Annotated in this window: 17 protein-coding genes and 1 pseudogene; 7 read left to right on the top strand and 11 right to left on the bottom strand. The window is 43.3% G+C overall.

Features of this window, described 5'->3' with window-relative positions; translation table 11 throughout:
- Positions 1 to 10: 10 nt before the first annotated feature.
- The 4 genes from J4N25_RS16245 to J4N25_RS16230 form a co-directional block, all read right to left on the bottom strand.
- Positions 11 to 1,606, bottom strand: coding sequence for a RagB/SusD family nutrient uptake outer membrane protein (locus tag J4N25_RS16245; RefSeq protein ID WP_207422841.1), 1,596 nt, complete (start codon positions 1,604 to 1,606; stop codon positions 11 to 13).
- A gap of 84 nt (positions 1,607 to 1,690) precedes the next feature.
- Positions 1,691 to 5,143: a TonB-dependent receptor gene (locus J4N25_RS16240; protein ID WP_207422840.1), complete on the bottom strand. Its 3,453-nt coding sequence runs from the start codon at positions 5,141 to 5,143 to the stop codon at positions 1,691 to 1,693.
- A 189-nt stretch (positions 5,144 to 5,332) separates the two neighbouring features.
- Positions 5,333 to 6,526, bottom strand: a complete 1,194-nt coding sequence (locus J4N25_RS16235) for a FecR family protein (RefSeq protein ID WP_207422839.1) — start codon at positions 6,524 to 6,526, stop codon at positions 5,333 to 5,335.
- Positions 6,527 to 6,600: 74 nt separating this feature from the next.
- Positions 6,601 to 7,251, bottom strand: a complete 651-nt coding sequence (locus J4N25_RS16230) for an RNA polymerase sigma-70 factor (protein ID WP_207422838.1) — start codon at positions 7,249 to 7,251, stop codon at positions 6,601 to 6,603.
- 611 nt (positions 7,252 to 7,862) lie between these two features.
- On the opposite strand from J4N25_RS16230, the gene J4N25_RS26955 reads away from it, so the two are divergent.
- From J4N25_RS26955 to J4N25_RS16215, 5 genes and pseudogenes are all read left to right on the top strand, one after another.
- Complete coding sequence (locus J4N25_RS26955; protein WP_255537112.1) at positions 7,863 to 8,021, top strand: PD-(D/E)XK nuclease family transposase; 159 nt, start codon at positions 7,863 to 7,865, stop codon at positions 8,019 to 8,021.
- 7 nt (positions 8,022 to 8,028) lie between these two features.
- Positions 8,029 to 8,426 (top strand): annotated as a pseudogene (locus J4N25_RS27260) (PD-(D/E)XK nuclease family transposase); the annotation flags it as partial.
- Positions 8,427 to 8,444: 18 nt separating this feature from the next.
- Positions 8,445 to 8,711: an Rpn/YhgA-type helix-turn-helix domain-containing protein gene (locus J4N25_RS27255; protein WP_500784469.1), complete on the top strand. Its 267-nt coding sequence runs from the start codon at positions 8,445 to 8,447 to the stop codon at positions 8,709 to 8,711.
- A gap of 184 nt (positions 8,712 to 8,895) precedes the next feature.
- A complete protein-coding gene (locus J4N25_RS16220) occupies positions 8,896 to 9,366 on the top strand; it encodes a hypothetical protein (protein ID WP_207422837.1) in 471 nt (156 codons plus the stop codon).
- On the top strand, positions 9,363 to 9,893 hold the full coding sequence (locus J4N25_RS16215) for a hypothetical protein (protein WP_207422836.1): 531 nt from the start codon (positions 9,363 to 9,365) through the stop codon (positions 9,891 to 9,893). Before J4N25_RS16220 ends, J4N25_RS16215 begins: the two co-directional genes overlap by 4 nt.
- 177 nt (positions 9,894 to 10,070) lie before the next feature.
- On the opposite strand, the gene J4N25_RS16210 is transcribed toward J4N25_RS16215, so the two are convergent.
- From J4N25_RS16210 to J4N25_RS16200, 3 genes are all read right to left on the bottom strand, one after another.
- Complete coding sequence (locus J4N25_RS16210) at positions 10,071 to 13,208, bottom strand: DUF6298 domain-containing protein (protein ID WP_207422835.1); 3,138 nt, start codon at positions 13,206 to 13,208, stop codon at positions 10,071 to 10,073.
- A 119-nt stretch (positions 13,209 to 13,327) separates the two neighbouring features.
- Positions 13,328 to 13,825, bottom strand: coding sequence for a nucleotidyltransferase (locus tag J4N25_RS16205; protein ID WP_207422834.1), 498 nt, complete (start codon positions 13,823 to 13,825; stop codon positions 13,328 to 13,330).
- Complete coding sequence (locus J4N25_RS16200) at positions 13,822 to 14,247, bottom strand: hypothetical protein (protein ID WP_207422833.1); 426 nt, start codon at positions 14,245 to 14,247, stop codon at positions 13,822 to 13,824. The genes J4N25_RS16205 and J4N25_RS16200 overlap by 4 nt, the downstream gene beginning before the upstream one ends.
- 1,522 nt (positions 14,248 to 15,769) lie before the next feature.
- On the opposite strand from J4N25_RS16200, the gene J4N25_RS16195 reads away from it, so the two are divergent.
- Positions 15,770 to 16,714 (top strand): Rpn family recombination-promoting nuclease/putative transposase, encoded by a 945-nt coding sequence (locus J4N25_RS16195; protein WP_207422832.1) that lies wholly within the window; start codon positions 15,770 to 15,772, stop codon positions 16,712 to 16,714.
- 150 nt (positions 16,715 to 16,864) lie between these two features.
- On the opposite strand, the gene J4N25_RS16190 is transcribed toward J4N25_RS16195, so the two are convergent.
- Entirely contained in the window at positions 16,865 to 17,728 is an 864-nt protein-coding gene (locus tag J4N25_RS16190) for a HEPN domain-containing protein (RefSeq protein ID WP_207422831.1), read from the bottom strand.
- A gap of 358 nt (positions 17,729 to 18,086) precedes the next feature.
- Here J4N25_RS16190 and J4N25_RS16185 point away from each other — a divergent pair, with 358 nt between their 5' ends.
- Positions 18,087 to 18,653: an SUKH-4 family immunity protein gene (locus tag J4N25_RS16185; protein WP_207422830.1), complete on the top strand. Its 567-nt coding sequence runs from the start codon at positions 18,087 to 18,089 to the stop codon at positions 18,651 to 18,653.
- A gap of 815 nt (positions 18,654 to 19,468) precedes the next feature.
- On the opposite strand, the gene J4N25_RS16180 is transcribed toward J4N25_RS16185, so the two are convergent.
- The 3 genes from J4N25_RS16180 to J4N25_RS16170 all read right to left on the bottom strand — a co-directional run bounded on the left by J4N25_RS16180 (position 19,469) and on the right by J4N25_RS16170 (position 21,859).
- On the bottom strand, positions 19,469 to 19,795 hold the full coding sequence (locus J4N25_RS16180; RefSeq protein WP_207422829.1) for a helix-turn-helix domain-containing protein: 327 nt from the start codon (positions 19,793 to 19,795) through the stop codon (positions 19,469 to 19,471).
- A gap of 28 nt (positions 19,796 to 19,823) precedes the next feature.
- Positions 19,824 to 21,347 (bottom strand): GntR family transcriptional regulator, encoded by a 1,524-nt coding sequence (locus J4N25_RS16175; RefSeq protein ID WP_207422828.1) that lies wholly within the window; start codon positions 21,345 to 21,347, stop codon positions 19,824 to 19,826.
- Positions 21,348 to 21,688: 341 nt separating this feature from the next.
- Positions 21,689 to 21,859, bottom strand: coding sequence for a hypothetical protein (locus J4N25_RS16170; RefSeq protein ID WP_207422827.1), 171 nt, complete (start codon positions 21,857 to 21,859; stop codon positions 21,689 to 21,691).

Genomic DNA, 21,859 nt, shown 5'->3' with positions numbered 1-21,859 from the left:
TGTGCTTGATTTATTTCCACTCATCAAATTGTTCTATCAATGGATTACGCTGGATCTCAGATGCAGGGATCGGAAAGCGGTTGTATCTTGCCGGGTAAATCCTTTTCTTGCCATTGTCGGCATCCACTTGTTCGTAAGTAAATGTTCCGTTGGCATTCCTGGTTATCTTGGTACCCGTAACATTAGTACCATTTAGAACGGTTGGTGCCATTCCCCAGCGGCGAAGGTCCCAGAAACGATGACCTTCAAAAGCAAGTTCAACCATCCTTTCATGTACCAATAATTTCATAAAATCATCTTTACTTCCGGCAGTAAGCAGGTTTGTAAAGCCGGCCCTTGCCCTTACCTTGTTTAAAGCCCTAAGTGCTTCCTCAAGATTATTCTGCTCGGCCATAGCCTCAGCATAAATAAGCAGGACTTCAGCATAGCGCATAAAGTAGAAGGTGAGTTCACCTGCACGAAAGCCCTCGGTCTGAGTTTTAATGCTACCATCCAGGAACTTTTTCATGTAATATCCGGTTGAGGTTGTACCACCACCGATAGCATAACCATCAGCCCCGCCAACGAAAGTTTCCACCGTGCGGCCCTTCCATGAGGCACCGTTAAAAAGAATAGAGGCATAAAAACGTGGTTCACGGTTCACATAAGGATTAGCAGCATGGGCCGGGTTTTTCCAGTCGAACTTAGTACCATCCGCCATCTCATATGCTGAAACCAGGTTTTCAGTGGGACTTACCTGAGCGTATCCCCTATCTCCCGGAGGCGCGTAGAAATAATCAAAGGAATAGCCAAAGTCGGGCGACTTATACCCAAATTCAAGAATACTCTCCTTATTCTCAACGGGGGAAGATCTCTTCTGATTAAAGAGCTGTTCATAGTTGGGGAAAAGATCATAAAGCCCCAGTTTCTCCAGTTCCAGAACTGCATCCGATGAAGCTTTCCACCGTTTAGCATACAACATTGCACGCGCTTTAAGTCCGAAAGCTGCGCCTTTTGTTAATTTTCCTCTACGTGAGGCCTCCACCGTTGGGGGGAGATGAAGTGCCGCGTAGTCAAGATCCTCAGCGATAAAGTTCCAAACCTCATCTGGAGCACTTCTGGCATGGTAAGCCTCTGTAGGTAGATCCTTTAACAAGATCACACTGGCTCCATACCTTTTAGCAAGCTCGAAGTATACATGCGCTCTGAAAAACCTGACTTCAGCCTCTGCCCTTTTCGTTGTGGCTTCAGGAAGCTTATTGCCATTCTTTCTCAGACCGTCAAGAAACTCGTTACAATTCCTTACCCAGGTATAGGCATTATCCCAGTTTCCCAGGGGATTTGAGCCGGGCGTGATCAATGAAGAGCCGAGCACAAAAAGATTAGGATTAGCATTCGGAATATTCATCTTTAAGATATCCGAAAAAGCATCCTGGGTAATATGGGGTTCGTAATAAGATTGACCTATAAGAGGGTAGAACTTATTCAATGAAAGCTCCAGGTTAGCCTCACTCGTCCAACCCACCGACTCTTCGTACACTGAGGTAAGCTCAGGGTCTACTTTACAGGCAGCCTGAAGAAACAAGCCAGCCATCAAAAGTCCGCCGATAATATTTTTTATCTTCATCTCAATAATATGTTATGATGTTTCTGAAGCTGCTAAGCAATTTATCTTGTGAAGGATATCCACTTAAGCTTCAATTTCAGATCGTTATAAGGTTAAATTCAAACCAAACTCGTAAAGCTTTTGCTGCGGATAATAGCCCTGATTTACACTCGGCATTTCAGGATCCAGGTAATCAAGACCACTGAGAGTGAACAAATTACTACCTGAAAGCTGGAACCGCAGTCCTTGAATGTTTAATCTCTGCACTACTGATTTTGGAAGGGAATAACCCAATTGGATACTCTTGAGTCGCAAATAAGCTCCGTCTTTAATCCACCATGAGGAGAACTTACCACCACTTTGAGTAGCAATGGTACTCAATCGCGGGTATTTCGCATCCGTATTTTCAGGAGTCCAGGCATCCTCAACAAGGTATTTTGGAGAGTTTCCATCCTGATAGAAGGCCATGGTGTAAAAGGTATTATCATATACCCCTTTATCTGCATATAAACCGGATAAAGCTACATCAGAACGGGCAGCCCCTTGAAAGAACACGTTAAAATCAAAACCTTTAAAACTTGCTCCGGCGTTCAAGCCGAACATGATCTCTGGCAGATCGCTACGACCTATCACCGTCCAGTCCTGATCAAAGGTGATCTTACCATCGCCATTAAGGTCCTTCAACTTCACCTCACCTACGCGAGTTGGCCCAAACAATGCGCTGTTGTCGATCTCTTCCTGACTTTGGAACAGTCCATCTGCCACAAAACCGAATTTCACCCCAATAGGCTTTCCTGTCCTGCGCATATAATCCGGAATATTAGCGTCCTCAGTTAGCTCTATGATCCTGCTTTTCGCCCAGGCAAAATTCCCTTTCAAGAAGTAGTCAATATTGCCTATCCTGTTATTATGTCTCAATACCAGCTCAACGCCCCTACCGTCAACCACACCCGAGTTTACTGTACTTGCATAGTAGCCGCCCAGGGACGCCGGCATTTGGTTACTTTGAGCTTGAAGGATATCTTTAGTTACCCTGTAAAAGGCATCAGCCTCTATACCAAGCTTGCCGCGCCACAAACTGGCTTCCAAACCTCCGTTATAGGTTGTAGTGGTTTCCCACTTAATATTCGGGTTGGGGAACTGTGTTACATTAAGAGGTCTTGAGAGCTTATCACCGATCATAACCACCGGACCCGCTCCAAGTCCCAAGGTACGCAGGTATTGGTAATCTCCTATGCGATCATTACCCAATTTACCTACAGAAGCACGTAATTTCAGGTTCTCGACAAAAGGAGCAAAGTTTTTAAAGAAAGGTTCTTCCGACAGACGCCATCCTGCAGACACCGCAGGGAAGAAACCCCAGCGGGTGTCCTCCGGCAATTTAGGAGTACCGTCATAACGTCCTGTAAGTTCAAGCAGGTATTTCCCTGCGAAGTCATAATTCAGGCGGGTTACATAACCTGCCCTGTTATACATACTATGTCCCCCTCTTACCAGGTTCGCAATTACCTCCTCGCCGAAGTTCAGATCCATAATGTCGGTTATCGGATAACCCCGTCGTCCTCCTGAAAGCGACTCCGCATCATTCCTCATATATTCGTAAAGGAGCAAAGCATTTACGTTATGCTTATTAAATGACCCCTTATAATTTATGGAAGGCTGAAGTGTAGTTTGCCAGCTGTTATTAAACCACTGGTTCACCTGTGCATCTCCAGATTGTGCATGGCGGGCAAATGCTTCAGCAAAGCTCTTTTGGGCATTATTGTAAACCGAAAGTTTATAAGGTAGCAGGCTGGCTTTTTTCATGGTGTAGCCCTTGTCAAAAGCCGCATTCATTTTAAAGCTTAGTCCCTTAACAGCCGGCAGATTATAGTTTAAGGCAATACTGCCCTGAAAGCGACTGCCACGGGTTTCATTGTCGCCCGACAGATCACGGGCGGCTAATGGATTCTGGTTACCATTAGCAGCATTTAAACTACCTATAGGCATTCCTGCAGAATTATAGGCAGGAAGGAAAGGATAAGACATCATCGCCTGACTGAAGATCGATGCATAGTCATTACCTATCCCTGGACTTAGTCCCGGTTCTTTCGCTGCATCATCTTTTAAAGCAAGCATCACCGTAGTGCTCAGACTTTTAGTAACGTTCGCATCCAGATTAGCCCTTACATTATAGCGATTGTATGAAGTACGATCTATAATACCCTGCTGGTTATAGGCGCCTACAGACACAAAATATTTGTATTGCTCTGTTCCTCCCGTAAGCGAAAGGTTATTCGTATAAACAGGAGCCGAGCTTTTGAATAATAAGTCGAACCAATCTGTATTGGTAAATATCCCTTGAGGATCTCCATTAGTGATCCGGTTGATCTCCTCAGAGGTGAACCTTCTTCCCGCTTCATTCACCCCATCCAACTCCTGTGCCCGGTTAAACCATGTAGCGTATTCAGACGCATTCAGAAAGTTGGGAAAATTGGTGTTCTTACTTAAGGACAAGGCCGAGTTGTAACTGATGGTTGGCTTTTGAATTGCACCCCTTTTGGTAGTCACCAGAATTACACCATTGGCTCCTCTTACCCCATAAACAGCTATCGAAGAAGCATCTTTCAGTACTGTAATGGATTCAATTTCATCCGGGTTTACAGCCGGAAACTCTCTTTCAATACCGTCAACAATGATCAGGGGACTGCTATTAGCTGTTGTACTATACCCTCGCACCAGTAAAGAAGATCCATCAACACCAGGCTGTCCGCTCGTCTGGCGGGTTACCAAACCCGGTAAGCGTCCCTGCAACATGGAAGAGAGATTAGCCGTAGGAGCAGTTTTCAACTCTTTCGAGTCGATCTGCACAATTGAACCCGTTACGCTACCCTTTCTCTGGGTGCCATAACCCACCACCACTACCTGATTTAGCTGTGTGGGTTGCTCTTTTAGTGCTACAGTAATGGAGGTCCTTCCGTTTAATCGTATTTCCTGTGTATCAAAACCAGTAAAAGAGATGTTTAATATTGCGTTTTCAGGGACATTACGAAGAGTGAACTGCCCCTCATTATTAGCAGAGGTTCCAGTTGTAGTACCTTTTATTTTTATTGAAGCTCCCGGCAGTGCCACCCCCTTTTCATCCGTCACCTTACCGGTTACATCGATATTTTTTGAATCAGGACGCATTTCCGCCTGTTCGGCAAGCGCCTTCTTTATTAGGATCGTTTTATCCTGAATAGTAAAAGTAAGATCCAGACCATCGAGTAGTTCGGTAAGCACAGCAGGAAGTTGTCCGGCTTTATTAATACTTACCTTCTTATTCCTGAGATTTTCAGTTTTGTAGAGGAAAAAATAGCCTGTTTGTTTACGGATTTGGGTAAAGGCGCTCTGTAAAGTTGCGTCTTTCAGATTTAGTGCCACTTGCTGTGAATAAACAGATGCGCTCACTTGCAGGCTGAAAACTAGAAGCAAAATTCCGGTAATTTTCATGAGGCGAAAGAGATTTCGGGCAGGAGGCCGTTTAGCATAGCCATGAGATTTCTGCCAGACAAGGCAGAAAAGCTGGTTACATTTCATACATTTGTTTTTTGTTTGGGTTATTAACCTTAATAAGTTGTGGAGTAATTTTTCTCTGGGATGATCCAAACGGACTGTTTGTTCAGAAACAGTTATACTATTCCGCTCTGGTTGGCGCCTGGGCGGAATTCTTTTTGTCAGATCTCCCGTTTTGTTACGTACCTGTTCTTTTCATATTCTGATCATTAATTATCTTTTCTTTTTTGCCTTGATATATACTGTTCCGTTATTTATCCGGAAGGTCAGATCGCCGGTTTCTTCCAGCATTTTAAGCACATTTGAAATAGGCACATTTCGGGAGATATAGCCGTTGTAATGCTCCTCCGGCAAGCTATCTTCGAAAACAACCTGTATATCATACCATCGTGCCACTTGTCTCATAACCTCATTTATCTCGAGCTCATTAAATAAGAATGCACTATTTTTCCAGGCAACAGCTTCCTCTGTATCGGTTTCATAGATCTCTACAGCCCCTTTAGGCCCTATAACCGACTGCTGCCCGGGTTTCAAAAGTTTGGAACCGGCTCCAGTGTGCACCCTGACACTACCCTCTAAAAGAGTAGTTTTTAGAACTCCTTCTTCCTTGTAAGCATTGATATTGAAATGAGTACCCAATACTTCTACTGTTTGAACTCCCGACTTCACCCTGAAGGGGATCCTCCTGCCCTGATGGTAAGCCTTCTTAATTTCAAAGTAAGCCTCGCCGTCAATTTCAACCAGTCGTTCGCTTTTACTAAATACTGAGGGGAAACGAATAGTAGAAGCAGCATTTAACCAGACAACGGATTGATCAGGTAATATCACCTGGTAGGTACCACCACGTGGCGTAGAGACTTCCATCATTGAGGAAGTTCCTGCAGATCCAAGAGCTGAAGCATTTATCTGTAATTGTCCATCCCGTTTTTTGATCACCTCCGTAGTCCCACCTTTTGAGATCAATCCAATCTGGCTATCATCCAGGATGATCTTCTTTCCGTCGCCCAGGGTCAGGACGGCTTTGTTACTGCCAGGCTGGACGTCACGAGTAGTTGTGGCACTCGCAGGGCCAGCTCCTTTACTATTATCAAGGAATAGTTTAACTGAGAAAGAGATGATCAGTATAATCGCAGCAACTGCGGAAATCCATTGATATAGAGATAAAGATCTATTTCTTCTTTGAGGAACCCGCTCCTGCTTATCGACAGACACTATACTGTCAACAATCCTATCCCATCTATTTTCAGAAATTCTTCCATGAGGTATGCGATCAAGGTCCTCAAAAACATCCGGAAGGAAAGATTCGGGAGCATTAGAAACGAGGGTCAAAAATTCCTCTGCTTCATCTCCCACCAGTTCATCGCGGGAAAACTTTTCAAGCAGATATTTGATTCTTTGTTGATCCATGTCGTTCTTTCTTCGTCTCTATATAGCTAAGAAGCCGGTAGAAGGAACAAGGACTATCAGGAAATAAAATATTTTTATTTTTTTAAGAAGAGTAGCAGGAAAATGCTGAAATGATAGCCATGTGAGCTTAAGAACTCGCGTATAAATTTCAAAGAGGTAACAAGAGTGTTCTTCACTGTATTTGCTGAAAGATCAAGCTGAGAAGCTATTTCAGGAATGGAAAGTCCTTCAGTGCGGCTCATTTGGAAAATCTTCTTCCTCTGGGCAGGTAAAAGTTCGACCGCCTGGTTGATCAAATGATTCACTTCATTCAGCTGAAGCTGTTCGTTGGTACAATCTTTACGTATTGAAGGAATGGTGTCGAGGTTACAGCTTTCCAGGTCCTCCGCTCTCTTTCTTTTTTCCGTTCGAAGATAGCTTAAGCATTCATTCGAGACATATCTGAAGAGCCATGCTTTAGTATTATTAATCTCGCCAAGCTTTTCCCGGTTTAGCCAAACTCTTAAAAAAGCATTCTGGATCACTTCTTCAGCACCCAGGTCTGATTTGGTAAACTTCTTTACATAGGGTAGCAGAAGAGGAAGGTATTTGTAAAAAAAACTTCTGAATGCAATTTCATCTCCCTCTGCAACCTTCTGAAGCAAAGCCCTCTCTTTATCCTCCACCGATATCTCACTGTTATTAACTACCGGATTGATCTGCAGATCTATTACAGGACTCATCATAAGCTTCTAATAAAAATTCCTAACTGCCTTAATTTCCTTTATTTCTTGTTCAGAATTACTTTTTATACTGTCGCTTTTTTCTTTTTCGAAGTAAATTTAAATTTAAACCTACGAAAATTACAGAAAAAACACCTAAACACCGCTAATACACGTAATAAAAAACGGTATTTCTTGAAAATTTAGCCTCAAAGTTAAGTTATATTAATTTTGATTGATAGATGAAGCAAAAACTTAACAATGTTAAACTTACTTAAATATTTTAATAACCAAAAGATAATAATAAAAAAAATATAAATAGTCGATAAGGGAATTTTGATTACGCTCTTCTGCTTAAAATCTCGGCGATCTAATCATAAAATTCTTCTAGTTTCACGCTAGTATCCTTTTGTTGAATTACTTTTCTCAGGTAGTATCGATGAAAAAAGCCTGTTAAAACAACGTTTTCCGCTGACCATAAGAAATGTTGATCGACAAAAGAGTTATTATAAATAAGGTTTTTATGCTTTTCATCCTAAGGATTCTTGTCCTATTATACAGGGTTGTTAGTGATTAAAATCATTTTCCCGCGTCTCGATTCCACTAATTTAGCTATTTAACCAAATCACTTCAATATGAGAGTCATCCCCGGCCGCTATATAGACCCGATGGTAGATGTCGCCTTCAAACGAATCTTTGGAGAAGGCGGAGATAAGCAACTTCTGATACATCTGCTGAATCAGGTGCTTCGTGGCCAGAAAATCATAACCGATTTGGTATACAACCAAAACTAACATCCTGGTGAGACAGAGGAACTTGGCGGAGCCACGTTCGACTTATGCTTCCAAACTTATCTGCGAGCAGGTATCTAAGCGAAATCGGCGAGTATGGAACTATGAACTAAAGGAAGTTTATGTGATTTCGCTTTTGGAGAACTTCACCGTATCGAAGGCTGAGAACGAGGGGTACTTGCATGATATTTGCTTGTGTAACAGGGACACACGAGATATTTTTTACGATAAACTAGGTTTCACATTTATTGAATTAGCTAATTTGTAAAGACGGAGGAGGAACTGGAAAGTAATCTTGACTGGTGGCTTTATTTGCTGAAGCATCTCAGCCAAATGATGCAAATACCAGCACTTCTTCCCAACTCAATTTTTGAGAATTTGTTTAATATAGCAGAATACAGTAAATTAAATAAGGAGGAAAAGAAGATGTACGATGCCAGTTTAAAAGCCCGATGGGACAACAAAAATTTCAATCCTCCGGATTTGCACCGGAAATATCACTATGGTACCAGGATCGTACAGTTAAGAACAAGCCGGTGGCGCGCAATTGAACAAGGTTTGCAACAAGGTAAGGTGGAAGGTAAACAGGAAAAAGCGCTTGAAATAGCACGCAAGATGAAGAAGAAGGGCACTTCTCTTTCTGAAATGATAGAGATGACCGGCCTTAGTAAAGAGGAGATCGAGCAATTGTAAAAAAGGAAATTGAAGCCCATCCTTCTTCCTCGTTGAAAAGCCGCTTTCTTTGACTTTAAGTGCTTGCTTTCGCGTTACCCCAAGCGTAGGACCGCAACCGCTTAACCTACGACCAGCAATGAGGGAACTCTTACTGGCACCTATTAAACTTTACAAAAAATGTAAATTTTTACTACATTTGTTTATGAATGTAATTGAGGCTGCTAGTAATAGATCGCTTGCAGTTAAGGTTAAGAAGGTTGAGCATAACGACTTTACCAAGATTACTAAGAAGCGTTTTTTCTTCGACTGGAAGTCATTAAAGCATGAAAACGAACTTTTTAAGCTGGTACTTGTTGAAAATGAAGACGAGATACTAGGGCTGATTGCCATTTATGATCATAAAGAAGAGCAAAGATTGGAGATCAAGCTATTAGCCTGCGCAGAAGAGCACGTTGGGAAAGAAAAGCGTTACATGGACGTGGCCAAATGTTTGATTGCTTTTGCCGGAAGGGAGGCTATTAAGCGACATTCAGATTTCCCTTGTATATCCCTATTACCTAAAACAAGTTTAAAACATCATTATATTGAAGCGTACGGCTTCCTGGATGGCGGAAGGCAGATATATTTAGAGGGAAACGAATTGATAAATTTAATAAGGAAGTACTACAAATGAAACGGGATAAAATAAATGGGCTATCAGGGAAAGAAATTGCAGAAGCGTTTATCATTCCCCAGACAATAAGTGATGAAGATAAAAAACTGGCAGATGCGGAACTAAATGAGAAAAGAAAAGCAAGAAGAAAACAGTTGAGTGATGAAGACAGATTGAAAAACAAATTGCTTCAATTGAAATTTCAGCTTGAAGATTATTTGAGCAGCGACAAGTTTGATCCTCGTTTTCGTTTTAGCTACTTCCTTGAGCAATACATTCAAGTCCTTAATAAGAAGAAGAAGGATTTCGCCTTAGATGTAAACGTGAGCGAATATCAATTAAGTCATTATCTGAATAACAGACGAGAACCGAACGAAAGTTTTATTATTCGTTTAGAAATACACTCTAACAAATTCATTCCGGCTCTTCAATGGTTTAAACTTATTGAAAAAGAGAAAGAACACGATTTGATTAGCAATCAAGAATTACGGAAGTTGGAAGCGCCTCATGTATCAGGGGGGCTGAATAGTCTCCTCAACCTCGTTTAAAACATTTACCCCCTCAGACCTAAGAGTGCGCCCCCAGGCAAACTAGTCGTAGGATCGCTACCGCTTACGTCACGACCAGTAAGAAGATGAAAAAACTCTTCTATTGGGCCTGAGCGTCTCGCTCAGACCCAATAGTGCGACTGCAGGAGCAAACTGGTCGTAGGACCGCTACCACCTCTACTTCAACTGTAACCATGCCACTGCCGGCCCCTTAAAAGGTGACTGAAGAGTAGCTTGCTTTGTAATAACTGTTCCCTTAGAGATCATCTCTCCCGAAGCCGGGTTTATCCAATTCAGGGTGTATTTCTTCGCATCATCGTCAAGGTTAATATTTACCAATCCATCCTGTGAAAACACGATATATCCCTTAGCCTTCTCGCCAAGCACATAGGTTCCTGAAGGCTGCTCCTTCATCTTCAAAGGGCTAAACTTCAGAGCTTCCTGCAGAAATCGTTTGTTTTGTACCGGTAAATTTGCCAGGGAACCTCCTGCCATGAACGCTCCCCAGCTCCCATATTCTCCGCCTTGACGGGAATAAACCATTGCTTTACCGGGGTATTTAAGACGGAACTCACTTACCGCCCGGTAAACCTGATCGAAAGAAGTTTCGCCTACCTCCATAATTCGTGCATACTGTCGCTCCGTAAGACTCTGACCTCCCGTAGGCGAATACAAACTCCCATCCTTGCGATACTGCCACTGGACAACTTCCACAATATCCACCAGCTCAGAGCGGCGAGGATCTGCAAGAATAGCATCCTGTACGTCTTTTGTACCGGGTAACATCACCATCACCTCTTTATTATTCTCCTTTTGCCATTCGGCTATGATATCCAGCCAGAATTGTACAAAATGCAGCGGACCCGTATATTCATGTCCCAGGTGATGCACCACATTTTTATTATCCTTAAACTCATCCAGACTTTTGCGAATGTAATTCCTGTGCAGTTGCTTTCTGACCGCGTTAGTTGTATCGTAAAACTCAACTGCCATGTAAATACGTTTATCTCCCGCATAGGCAGGATCCTCAGCAAAGCCGGTGTTATTGATATTGTTCGCTGTTCTCCAGGGATAATCCGCCCAATGTGCGCCTTCTTCAATAATGTTGTGCTGCAGATAGTGCTCCTGGATAAACAGCAGGCCATTCTGATCTGCAAGGTGCGCGAATTCCTTTAAACGAGACCAGTACCAGGGATTCCATTTCGTCAGGTCGTATTTACTCAGGCGATCAAAGGCTTCCCCCTGACCGCTGCGGCTGAAAGGCTGCTCATAAAAAGGAGCCCATACATCAGCATCCGCACGCCGGGCCCTTGCATGATCATCCCTCCTCCGCTCATACCACAAGGCCGGAAAGTTCTGCATAGCTACCATATTCTTAGCCTTCATCTCGCTAACTACCGAGTCGAGATGGTCTGTTAATCCTGAACCGGTGCGACCAGGAACAAAGCGAACAAGGTTTAAATTTGCATTGGCTATTTCGCCCGGCCGGGTTGAACCTCTCCACATCGAAGTCCTGGCTTTTCTACCAGCCAATACTTCACCCCCTTTTACAATCCATCCTCCGGAAAGCCGTATAGCCGGAGCAGATTTTGGAAGACTTGCTTTAGCAGGAAGCTTAATCGCAGACAGCCTTCGTGCTCCCGACAGATTAGATATTAATGGATAACGGGCAATCATAGAGTCGATCCAGGTATACAGTGTAAGATCAGGCCGCTTTGAACGCTCGCTATATTGAGCCGCGAGCTCCGGTGAGGGAGCTGAGCCGGATGAAGAGGTGTAGACCAATATCTTATCCAATTCGGGCGAATCTTTCCCTGTTCTGGCTTTCAGCTGTGCATAATAGAAACTTTCGGGCTTTAAAAAACTATGTGGCCTTTCGTGAAAACCGTTCCCATAGCCCTGTGCCCAGCTTCCGTATGCCCAGTTCTGCGCTCCGGGAGGGTTTGATAAATAAAGCTTCGCTGCCCTTGCCTGCCAGCTTAGTGAATTGGCTGTAGTCCATCCGCCTCCCTGTCCATCCACATCCCGGTAATCCAAAAACAAGTTTCCCCCATCAACCGTCACTTTATCAAACAGTACTCCTGTAGACCATCCCCCTATCGTGCCGCTGAAGTTATAGGGTAAATACGAGTAGCATTGAACAAAAGCATTCGGTCCCGCAGCAGAAAAGCCTACCGAGAAATCATGATAGCCGTATTCAGCATAACAGCGTTGAAACAATACCTGCTGCCCTAATGTCTGGAACGAAAGGCGGCGGTAGTTTCCTATCTCCCCAACCGGCGAAAGAGATTTACAATCTTCCACAGTAACGCGACTGGCAGTTTCCCAAACCGCTACAGCGGAACTTACAAAATGCTTTGCTTCGACACGGCGTACCCAGGCATCCTCTACGTTCTCCAGCGTTACAGCCATCCAGCGATGGTTCTCGTCTTTCGGATTAGAGCTGTCGAAAGCAGAAACACAGTTCAGGTTTTCAACACCAACATTGCGGATTCGTCCTTCCCAGGTATATTTTGCAACAGTTCCGCCACCATATTTCGGGTCGAGCGAGTTGCTGAGAGGAAGGTCGATGGTAATAGAATGTTGATCTGCCGCTACTACCCTTCTCAGCCAATTCTGATCGAAGTCACCAGCCTCCCAATGCGTTAAATGGTAATTTACATAGGAACCGATCTTGTCGGCTCCTATCGATTGTATCCATTCTTGGGTCGATGGCCGCTTTACAATAATCTTATCGCCGGTTTTAAAATTATGGGGCGACTTAAAACTCAGGGTCAGGGCATTTACCGGAACATAAACGTTCTGCAAGGGAACAGCTGCCTCTGCTTTTCTATCATTTCTTCCAAACACCCTGATCAGCGTTTCCCTGCCTGTACCTGTTGCGACTAAGGTTGTTCCCCCCTTCCCTGGTCCGGCTCCCCGTAAAACAACCCCGCTTGCTCTTATTTCCAGAGAGCCTGCAAGTTGAAATTCTCCCTTCTCCAGCAATATAGCACCTCGAAAGCCGGCTTTACCATGTGGCAGAGAAGACACGTAATCAATAGCCGATTGAATAGCCTTTGTTGCATCCCCCTTCATAGAAGGAACAATAACCTTCACCGGAACATTCGGAATAGGTTCATTAGAGTTCTGATATCCGCAATAGGAATAGTCGGGAACCCTGTCGCCATTGGGTGCCTTTGTGTAACCTAAATCTCCTGTTGCTGTAATCCGCACACGGGGCGTATCAAGCTGCGCTTCCTGAGCCTTCAGGTTTGTAGAAAGAACATTGCATAGGATAGTAAAAAGGCCTATGCTTGCGAATTTATTAAACATGCTAAAATGGCTGATTGATCTAAATGTTTACTGGTTATTATAGGAATATTCAGGAAATCCTGGGGCCAAATTTCGATAAACCGGATGAGACTTGCAAAATGGGAGGGTATGATGCCCGATCAAAGTTTAGGACCTTTTCTGTTTTTAAGGGCCTTTGTTTTTGTCTCCGGAACGATATTTCTGATTGCCTTAACGTCGTCCAAATCTCTTTTCCTGCCTGAGGCTAATTTATTGGCCAGCAGGTCGTCCAGGCCAATGTAAGCAATTTGGAGATCACCTTCAATAATGGTCTGTTTATTTTGGTAGGCTTCTTCAAAGCTGACACCATCAATAACATTCAGAATATCTATGCGTAAAGGCGGATAACCGATCTGGGAAATATAGCCGGGCCTCAAAAAATCTTCTTTTTGGAAACCCAACGACGCCATACCAAAATCTTTAATAACCTGGATCAGCCTGGAAGCATTTTCCGCTGATATGGCAATCCATATATCCAGGTCTCCAGTATAACGCGGTTTACCGTGAAAAGTCAATGCATAGCCGCCTACCACCATATATTGAACCTGGTGCGTATTAAGTAATTTAATAAAATCTTCGAAGTCTTCGGCTAATGTCATGACATCGGCTTTATTTTATTAACGACTGTCTTATCCATCCGCTGACCTTTCTTTAGCATCTGCATTACCAGGAATGTAGTTGCTGCAGCGCGTTCCTGTACCGGACGACTTAACCAGTAACGCAGGTCGTTTTCATCATCATTCGCATCTTTTAATGCAACCTTCCGCACGACAGGTGCTATTGCCCTGACCTTAACTACCTGCGATTGGGGTTTAACTTTCGATACAATCACTTTACGCTCCACCTTTACAAAGTCATTTTCGTAAGCGATCTTCTCTTTGCTGAGATAATTGCTAAGCGTGTTATAGTTATACTGCGGATAGCTTAAACAGAAGTTCTTCAAGTTGGAAAAAACTTCCGTTTCTTGTTTGTTCTTCCAAATGACGACCACTACACGTTTTTCTGAATTGGCAACCTTCATAACTTTATTCACCTCGTGACAAATATACTAATTATATTGGTCATTTCGTAGTTAGCAAATCAGTGCTTCTACTCCATATGCAGCACTCAGAACTTCCTCGTAGCTCAAGCAAAGACAATGATCCTGCAGACTGTTACGAATGTTAAGTTGAAGAACTCACCTGGTCTTACTCTTCGGGAGCCCTTTAAGACTGGTTCGGGAAACATTGTAGGCAGCCTTTGCTTCCGTTGTGCTGCACGTGTGGAATTCTTGTGGAACTGTTCGGGTACTCTTGTGGATTTGTTGTGATCCTGTACATCAATTATCTGTCGAGGTTTCCTCTACCGCCTAACCTACCACTAGTACGAGAGAATCCACATATTGGCATAGACGTTATTCGTCTTTTCTTCGTCTTTTCTCTTACTGTTTGCTAAGACTGCTTCGGGAACGGTTCGGGAAGGCTTCTACTGTTGTTTACCTTTTCTTTTACTATTGTTTACCTTTTCTTTTACTGTTCTTTTGCTTAAGTCGGAGGAGACTCGGCCGAGAGTCGGAGGAGAGTCGTAGGGATTCCGAACCAGTCTTAAAGCATTCCCGAAGAGAACTGGAAGGAATGAATAAAAAATGAGAGAATGGCTGAAATTATTCAGTTCTTACTCCGGCACCAGCCCAGAAAAAAGCCCTACCGCTTTGAGAGCAGCAGGGCAACCTAAACCTTATCACAATTTGAGCGAATATAAGAGTTATTTAAAGAACTCCAAAAAATATTAGCCTTTTATTTCGCGTTGGTGATGGTATCTGGCTGCTTTTCCTTCGCCTGCCTTTTACTGTTTGCTAAGAATGCTTCGGGAATACTTTTGAAAGGCTTTTACTGTTATTTACTTTTTCTTTTACTATTCTTTTGTTTAAGTGGGCGGAGACTTGGCTGGATAACAATCGAAAATGGCGATGGCGCCTATGTAAATTTCACTTTTACCGACGAACAATATATTTGGTTAGAAAATAATTTTAAACTTATTAGTCCCACTATTTTTTCTGAAGGGCCTTTTTGGAAGAAAGTGCTGTGGGACTTGCTTCAGGCAAGAGGATAAAACCTGTGACTCGTGGTGATAACTCAGCCATTACTCCTTCAATTCTGGTTCAGGTCAAATTCAGTTTTTGAGGTTATTGAGCGTAGGATAACTGAACAAGAACTGAACAAAGGGGCTCTATTTATCACAGTTGGCGGAAGAAAATCGCTGCTTATTTTCGGGAGGCCTTTAAGGCTGATTTGGGGATAACAATTGAGGGTAACTTTCCCTAATTTGAAATGGACATTGACGTAATCCTGTAAAACATGCTCCTGCCGTTCAATGCTCTCGGTGATTACCAGTAGTAAGTAATGGGCTTGTGCATCCACCTTCGCCGGACCGAAGCTGCTGATTCTGGTGTTACAGCTGTTCCTTCTGGCAAAGCAGATTACCTCATCAATATCCTTTATAAATTGTTGAAATGACGCAGGTCATTTTAGCTGCAATAGCATCTACATAAATTGGATTTTGAAATGGCAGATCTTTCTTCCGCACATGACAGTTTTGTTCGGGCTATCCTTGCTGACAGACAGGTGGCTACGGATTATTTTCGTACCACCCTACCTGACCATCTTGTACAAAAGCTTGACTTCTCCACCCTTCAACAGCAGCCGTGTAGTTACGTATCAGGAGAGCTCCGCCGGAGCATTTCCGATGTCGTTTACTCCTGCCACATTGCCGGGAGTCGGACTAAGGTAGAGGTTTGCCTGCTAATAGAGCACAAGAGCTATCGCGATAAATACACGCCCTTACAAATTGGGAGTTATCTTTACTCAGGCTATCTGCAACAGGTAAAGCAAGGGCGCAAGCAGCTCAGTCCCATTATCCCGGTTTTGTTCTATCACGGAAAACAGAAGTGGGAGTACCATACGGCGGCAGAACTTTTTGGGGACCTACAAAAGGAACTGCTTCCTTATATTCCCGATTTTCAGTACATTTACCACAACCTGCGGGAGCTGCCCGATGAGGATTTACGTGGCCTTGAAAATCGGTTTTTGGCTGCTTCGTTACTTATTTTGAAGTACAGCTTCGATAAGGATTGGCTACAAGGAAACTTTACAGCGGTGCTGTCAATAGGACTGGCTGAAGGCAGTCACGATTTAAAGCAGGCATTATTGTTGTACTTTCTGGGAAGAATGGAACTTCCCGAGGAACAAGTAAAGCAAGTAATACAGGAATTACCGTCATCTATACAGGAGGATGTTATGAGTACTTACGAATTAATATTAGAAAAAGGAAGAATGGAAGAGCGCGCCAGGCTGGAACACCTGCTACAGGAAGAACGCGCCAGAGCGGAAGCTGAAAAAAAAGCAGAAAAACGCACGACAGCTCTTTATTTAAAAAACCTTGGCATGGCCGTCGCAGAGATTGCTATCGCTACACGCCTTTCTATCGAGGAAATTGAAAACTTAAAATAAGCCTTCGCACTTCTCTATGTTATGAGTGTTACTGGTCGTAGGACCGCTACGCTTAACCTACAACCAGTAACAAGACCCAGGCATTGAGTATCGAGCCGAGGCCTTTTTTACTCCCTCTCCCCGTGGGAGAGGGTTGGGGTGAGGGAACCCCTACAAGCCCGCCAACTCCTCGATCTTCCCTTCACACATCACGTACACTCTCTTAATAAAGGCAGCAACCTCGTTATAGATCCTCTGCACATCATTCTCGTTGACTTCAAAATCCTGCTTATAGCGTGCCCCAGAATAGCTTTTCTGCAATAGCTGGAACAATCGCTGTTCTTCTGGCCTTTGCCTCGGGTAAAGCTCTTCCTCCTGGCAAAAACAAAGGCAGACATCCTGGAGGCGACTGAGGTTATGCATATCTGCACGATAGCCCATAAATACACGGATCAGGGCAGTATATGCCTGTTCCATGGCCTGATGTAGCAGGAATAAACTGATGGTGTTCTTCTCGTTATCCAGGGAATGACCAGCGGCTTGATGGAAACCTTCAGCGAGCTTATAATTATACTCTACACACTCCGCAGCTTTTTGTACCAGCAGGTCTGGATCAAGATCAGGAAGGGCGTTAGTTTCCAATATCCCAGTACGACTGTACAGTATTCTACCATGGCTGAACACCGAGGTAAAGAAGCGGCTTCCATTTTCTAATGCCTTTTCAACGGTTTCCTTTCCGTGAGCAAGCAGAGTAACCTTCCCTAATTTGAAATGGACATTCACGTAATCCTGTAAAAAATGCTCCTGCCGTTCTATACTCTCAGTAACTACAAGTAAGAAGTAATGGCAAGATGCATTAACCTTTAGCGGATCGAAGCTGCTGATACTTGTATTGCAGCTGATCCTTCGGGCAAAGCAAATCACCTTTTCAATGTCTGTCCTGGCAACAAGTTCAATGATCAGCTCCTTAAGTACGTCTTCTGCTTCCAGGTTGTGGGTAGCAAATAACTTCACTGGATTATCCAACACTCTCATCGCTTCCCTCCTTTCGTTGTGAATGAGTGATGGATTGAATGAGAGACGGACTTAATGAGTGAAGGATTGAATGAATGAGTGGGGTTGGATTTTTGGGCCTGCTTGTTAGGAAGCGGCCGGTAGCAGAGACAGCCTGGTGCCTCTGCTACTAATTCATTTTTCGGGGTTCGCATTCTTGAAAAATAAATAATGGCCCAGGTCGCTGCGAACCCCACCGGAGACCGGAAGAATGCAGAACTTACGCCTGCTCGCCTGGGCATATTGTTAATAAGAAAAGTTAACTGGATTTCTCCAGTAGGGTTCGCACTTCAAAGATGAGGAATTTCTTCAGGATAATTACTAGGTTTGATTTTTTTGTATGACACCAGCGGAATTTAAACAACAGTGGAAATCAGTTGCCGGGAGCTATAGAAAGTGGATCACTTATACAAACGGCGAGATTGAAAATTTCAATCTTCGGGAAAGCACAAAAGAGTTTTTGAGGGTGGGATTTCCTGTATCAGCACCACCATTCCTTAGCTTCCGGCCAATAGGTGGAAAGCTATGTACTGCTGAAGAATTGTATGGGTCTCCGCTGAAGGAAGGCCACCAACAACTTGTTTTCTTTGGCGTTGCTGATGGCGATCATATCTGCTTCGATACCCGTAATAATGACGAGCTCGTAATTGTTGACAAGGAAAATTTAGAGGTTAAGATGAGGATGAATGAGAATATTGAACAACTAGCTCAATGCCTGTTGGCCTTTCAATCCTTTATTCAAAAGATAACGGTCGAAAATGGACTTGATGCTGATGATGAATCAAATTTTTCAGACGAACAATATATTAGGTTAGAAGAAAGCTTTAAACTCATTAGTCCCATTGTTTTTCAAGAAGGACCCTTCTGGAAGAAAGTGCTGTGGAACTTGTTTCAGGCAAGAGGATAAGAGTGATGGAAACTAGCGGTTAAGTCGTTACTACCGCTTCAGTAATAATAAATTTTATTGTTTCTTATTACGTTCCTGGCAAAGCCCATAAAAAAAGCCCTACCGCTTTGAGAGCAGCAGGGCAACCTAAACCTTATCACAATTATTTGTTAGCACTAAATTACTTAACAGGCTAATAAAAAGCAAGAAAAATTGAAAAACAATTATCCTCCCTGCCTATTCATCCTCAGTGTAATGGGAGGATGCCACCTACAATCCCGCCAACTCCTCAATCTTCTCCACTCACATCACATATCTCCCCGGATTCCAAAATGGGAATGTTAATTGGGAATGATTATAGAAGATCCTATTATTGCTTAAATAACATAGGATATACAAAAAACTTAAATAAGGAATTAGACAAAGACGCTTTTAATTGTAAGGGTTCTATAACTACTTACTTAAATCCTCCTTAAAAACGCATACCGATAGTTTAGAAAAAGACCAACAATATGCTAGTTAAACATTTCCTGATGTAGTATCGAAAAAAGATAATAATTATCCCTTTAACTAGTTTATTATTAATCAAAGTCTGAAAACGACAAACAAATTCACTTACATAGCATGTTTTTACTTACACTTTCACTCCCCTGGGCTGAGCGTCTCCCTCCGTCCATAGTAGAAATTCTCACGTACACCTAGATGTTCTGGTTGTAGGACCGCTACCGCTTACCTACAACCAGAGAAAAAGCTTAACCTACAAACAGAAAAACTTTAAGAAGCCTGGTACGATCCCTGGTCTGAGCCTCCCGCTTAGACATAGTAGTATTGCCCTCCTACCTCCCCTTCCTCTTCTGCTCTTCCGTCCTCTTATCATACTTCAGCACATCCGATTCCAGGTAATGCCATAATCCGTTTATTTTGTCTTTCCTTATTTTACCATCCCTTGCATAAGCCTCGATGGTTTTACGGTCTACATTTATTAATTCACCAGCGGCTCTTGCTGTGATCCATAGTTCTTTTTCGGTTTTTGGGGATCCAAAAGGTAAAAGCGGAAAGTATTGCTTAAATAGTTCTATGAGGATATGGATGTCATTCCTAACTGATTCAACATCGCTTCTGATGGCATAGATCAACTTGGATATACGGGTATTTTCGTGCATACTGCTTAGATTAAATTAATGATAAGATTTAACGTGTTAATTGATATTCCTGAAGTTTTTTGGAGAGCGTCGCAATTGCTTGTTCCAATTGGGACGGCACTCCAGAAGCAAATCCAATTTTGATACCTGCCAGGTTCACTGCCTTAAGGTTCCCTTTAAACCTGGTACTTATACCATATCCTGCAAATACCTGCTCCACCAGCAACCTGGGTGCAGGAGACTTGAAACCGACCCATAAACTAAACCCTGCAAGTGATTTTAAACAAGGCGTAAAAGCTTTAGGGTAAAAATGTACCACTTCCGTAATATCCCCCAACCATTTCTTGCATTTGTCATTCAGCTTTTTAACCTTCTGGTACTGCCCCTGAGAGCTAAGAACACTATGCAGCGCTCGTTCCATGATCTTGTCTGTGCCACACTCCATAAACTCCTGGAAAACCTTTAACCTTGCAATGAAAGCGGCAGGCCCAATTACCAATTTGAAGTTCTCCAACGTATTCAGGCTTATGGTGATCGAGCTGATGTAAATAACCCTGGTGTTATGCGACTTGCCGATCAAAGGGAAATTAACCTTGCCATAATAGGAGTCGGGATAGTCGTCGATATCTACGACCACAAAATCATACTTTTCAGCCAAGTGCAGCAAATGCTCCTTTCTATGTTTGCTTAGCGGCAATCCACTTTCATAGTCGGCCGAGGCACGCAGCAAGACCACTTTCACCTTCTTCCTCCTGCAAATACTTTCCAGCTCGACGGTGTTCATCCCCTCGTTATCTGCCCCAGTAAATCTTATATTATGAGTGATGTTCGATAAAGCCTGGTAATATTGTAAGTCGGCAGAGGATACCATTACAGCCCAATCTGAATCATAAATAAGGCTACGGAATACCTCAAATACGGTAGCCTTTCCGTGTCTGGTAAATAAGAACTGGGGTTCCTCTACTCTCATTGACCGGCCTTCTATAAGCTTCAGTAATGACTCCTGGAGATCGATGGTTTTGCTTTTGTTCCCACCAGATCTCGTACTGTAAAACCTCATGGCATCATAACAGAAATTAGCGAACTTCTCGTCCATGAGGTCATCAGAGCTTGGAGAAAAACTTCCCAGTTCAAGCCATGCCCTGCCTTTATTTTCTAAAGGGCGGCGAGCCTGTCGCTTATTTTTAAAGAGGAAAGAAGGTTTTTGGTTAAGAGCTTTCCTCATATCCTTAATACACCCAGAGGTGCAGCCTTTAACGTAGGTTCCGCGTTTGGGTCTAAATTCTACAAAATCCTGCCATGCTAAATTTTTATAAACAGACTCTATGGTTTTATGGTGGATGGATAGTGCATCAGCAAATGGCCGTATTGGAGGTAAGCGATCCCCTGCGGACAAAATTTTACTGCAGATCAAATCTTTGATGTGGTGTGTTATTTGAGGTTGGATGCGCTTTTGCTTATTAAGTTGGAGCGACAAAGCTTTGATCCATCTAAATCTATTCAGCACATTGATCCTGGCATTCTCCCGTTTCAAGGAGTTCTTTGGTAAGGTTTCGGTGAAATTGTGTTTCATCTTAGAATAGGTTAATTATTTATTAAATTATTATAAACTCTGATACTTAACCCAAATCTATTTAAGCTAATTGTTCAAAAGGGTGACCTATTGTAGTTTGTTGCTGCAGACCTATTTAGGCCAGGCAAATCCATCTCTCCAAGGTCATACGCTACACCTTCAGGAAGTATCTCCTACCTACCCCCTTCGGATCTCTAGCCATCAGCTTCCGTTCAGGCGCTGATATGGAGCGTTGAAGCCGCATGTTATCAGCAAGTGATGAGCAACTGATCGGAAGCAGACCGCACCAGATCCGAAGCATGTAGGAAGAAGGTCAGAAGCGGGAGCCTCCAGGGCACCCTTTAAGGAATTATCAGGGAACGAACAGGAATATCCGGGAATGTTCGGAAAAATGGGGGATTAAATTCTCTTCCGGCCTCAGTCACAGTACGTTTGTTCTGTCCACCACGGTACCAACGGGCAAAAGAAAGCTTCTGAGGGGACGCCTGAGGAAGCAGAACAAATGGTTTCAT

This window comes from Desertivirga brevis, from assembly GCF_017355835.1.
This window is presented reverse-complemented; position numbering and strand designations above follow the sequence as displayed.

What these genes read in the sequence shown, in the direction of transcription:
- J4N25_RS16245 (WP_207422841.1), bottom strand. Translation starts at nt 1,606, where the DNA reads ATGAAGATAAAAAATATTATCGGCGGACTTTTGATGGCTGGCTTGTTT.
- J4N25_RS16240 (WP_207422840.1), bottom strand. Translation starts at nt 5,143, where the DNA reads ATGAAATGTAACCAGCTTTTCTGCCTTGTCTGGCAGAAATCTCATGGC.
- J4N25_RS16235 (WP_207422839.1), bottom strand. Translation starts at nt 6,526, where the DNA reads ATGGATCAACAAAGAATCAAATATCTGCTTGAAAAGTTTTCCCGCGAT.
- J4N25_RS16230 (WP_207422838.1), bottom strand. Translation starts at nt 7,251, where the DNA reads ATGATGAGTCCTGTAATAGATCTGCAGATCAATCCGGTAGTTAATAAC.
- J4N25_RS26955 (WP_255537112.1), top strand. Translation starts at nt 7,863, where the DNA reads ATGAGAGTCATCCCCGGCCGCTATATAGACCCGATGGTAGATGTCGCC.
- J4N25_RS27255 (WP_500784469.1), top strand. Translation starts at nt 8,445, where the DNA reads ATGTACGATGCCAGTTTAAAAGCCCGATGGGACAACAAAAATTTCAAT.
- J4N25_RS16220 (WP_207422837.1), top strand. Translation starts at nt 8,896, where the DNA reads ATGAATGTAATTGAGGCTGCTAGTAATAGATCGCTTGCAGTTAAGGTT.
- J4N25_RS16215 (WP_207422836.1), top strand. Translation starts at nt 9,363, where the DNA reads ATGAAACGGGATAAAATAAATGGGCTATCAGGGAAAGAAATTGCAGAA.
- J4N25_RS16210 (WP_207422835.1), bottom strand. Translation starts at nt 13,208, where the DNA reads ATGTTTAATAAATTCGCAAGCATAGGCCTTTTTACTATCCTATGCAAT.
- J4N25_RS16205 (WP_207422834.1), bottom strand. Translation starts at nt 13,825, where the DNA reads ATGACATTAGCCGAAGACTTCGAAGATTTTATTAAATTACTTAATACG.
- J4N25_RS16200 (WP_207422833.1), bottom strand. Translation starts at nt 14,247, where the DNA reads ATGAAGGTTGCCAATTCAGAAAAACGTGTAGTGGTCGTCATTTGGAAG.
- J4N25_RS16195 (WP_207422832.1), top strand. Translation starts at nt 15,770, where the DNA reads ATGGCAGATCTTTCTTCCGCACATGACAGTTTTGTTCGGGCTATCCTT.
- J4N25_RS16190 (WP_207422831.1), bottom strand. Translation starts at nt 17,728, where the DNA reads ATGAGAGTGTTGGATAATCCAGTGAAGTTATTTGCTACCCACAACCTG.
- J4N25_RS16185 (WP_207422830.1), top strand. Translation starts at nt 18,087, where the DNA reads ATGACACCAGCGGAATTTAAACAACAGTGGAAATCAGTTGCCGGGAGC.
- J4N25_RS16180 (WP_207422829.1), bottom strand. Translation starts at nt 19,795, where the DNA reads ATGCACGAAAATACCCGTATATCCAAGTTGATCTATGCCATCAGAAGC.
- J4N25_RS16175 (WP_207422828.1), bottom strand. Translation starts at nt 21,347, where the DNA reads ATGAAACACAATTTCACCGAAACCTTACCAAAGAACTCCTTGAAACGG.
- J4N25_RS16170 (WP_207422827.1), bottom strand. Translation starts at nt 21,859, where the DNA reads ATGAAACCATTTGTTCTGCTTCCTCAGGCGTCCCCTCAGAAGCTTTCT.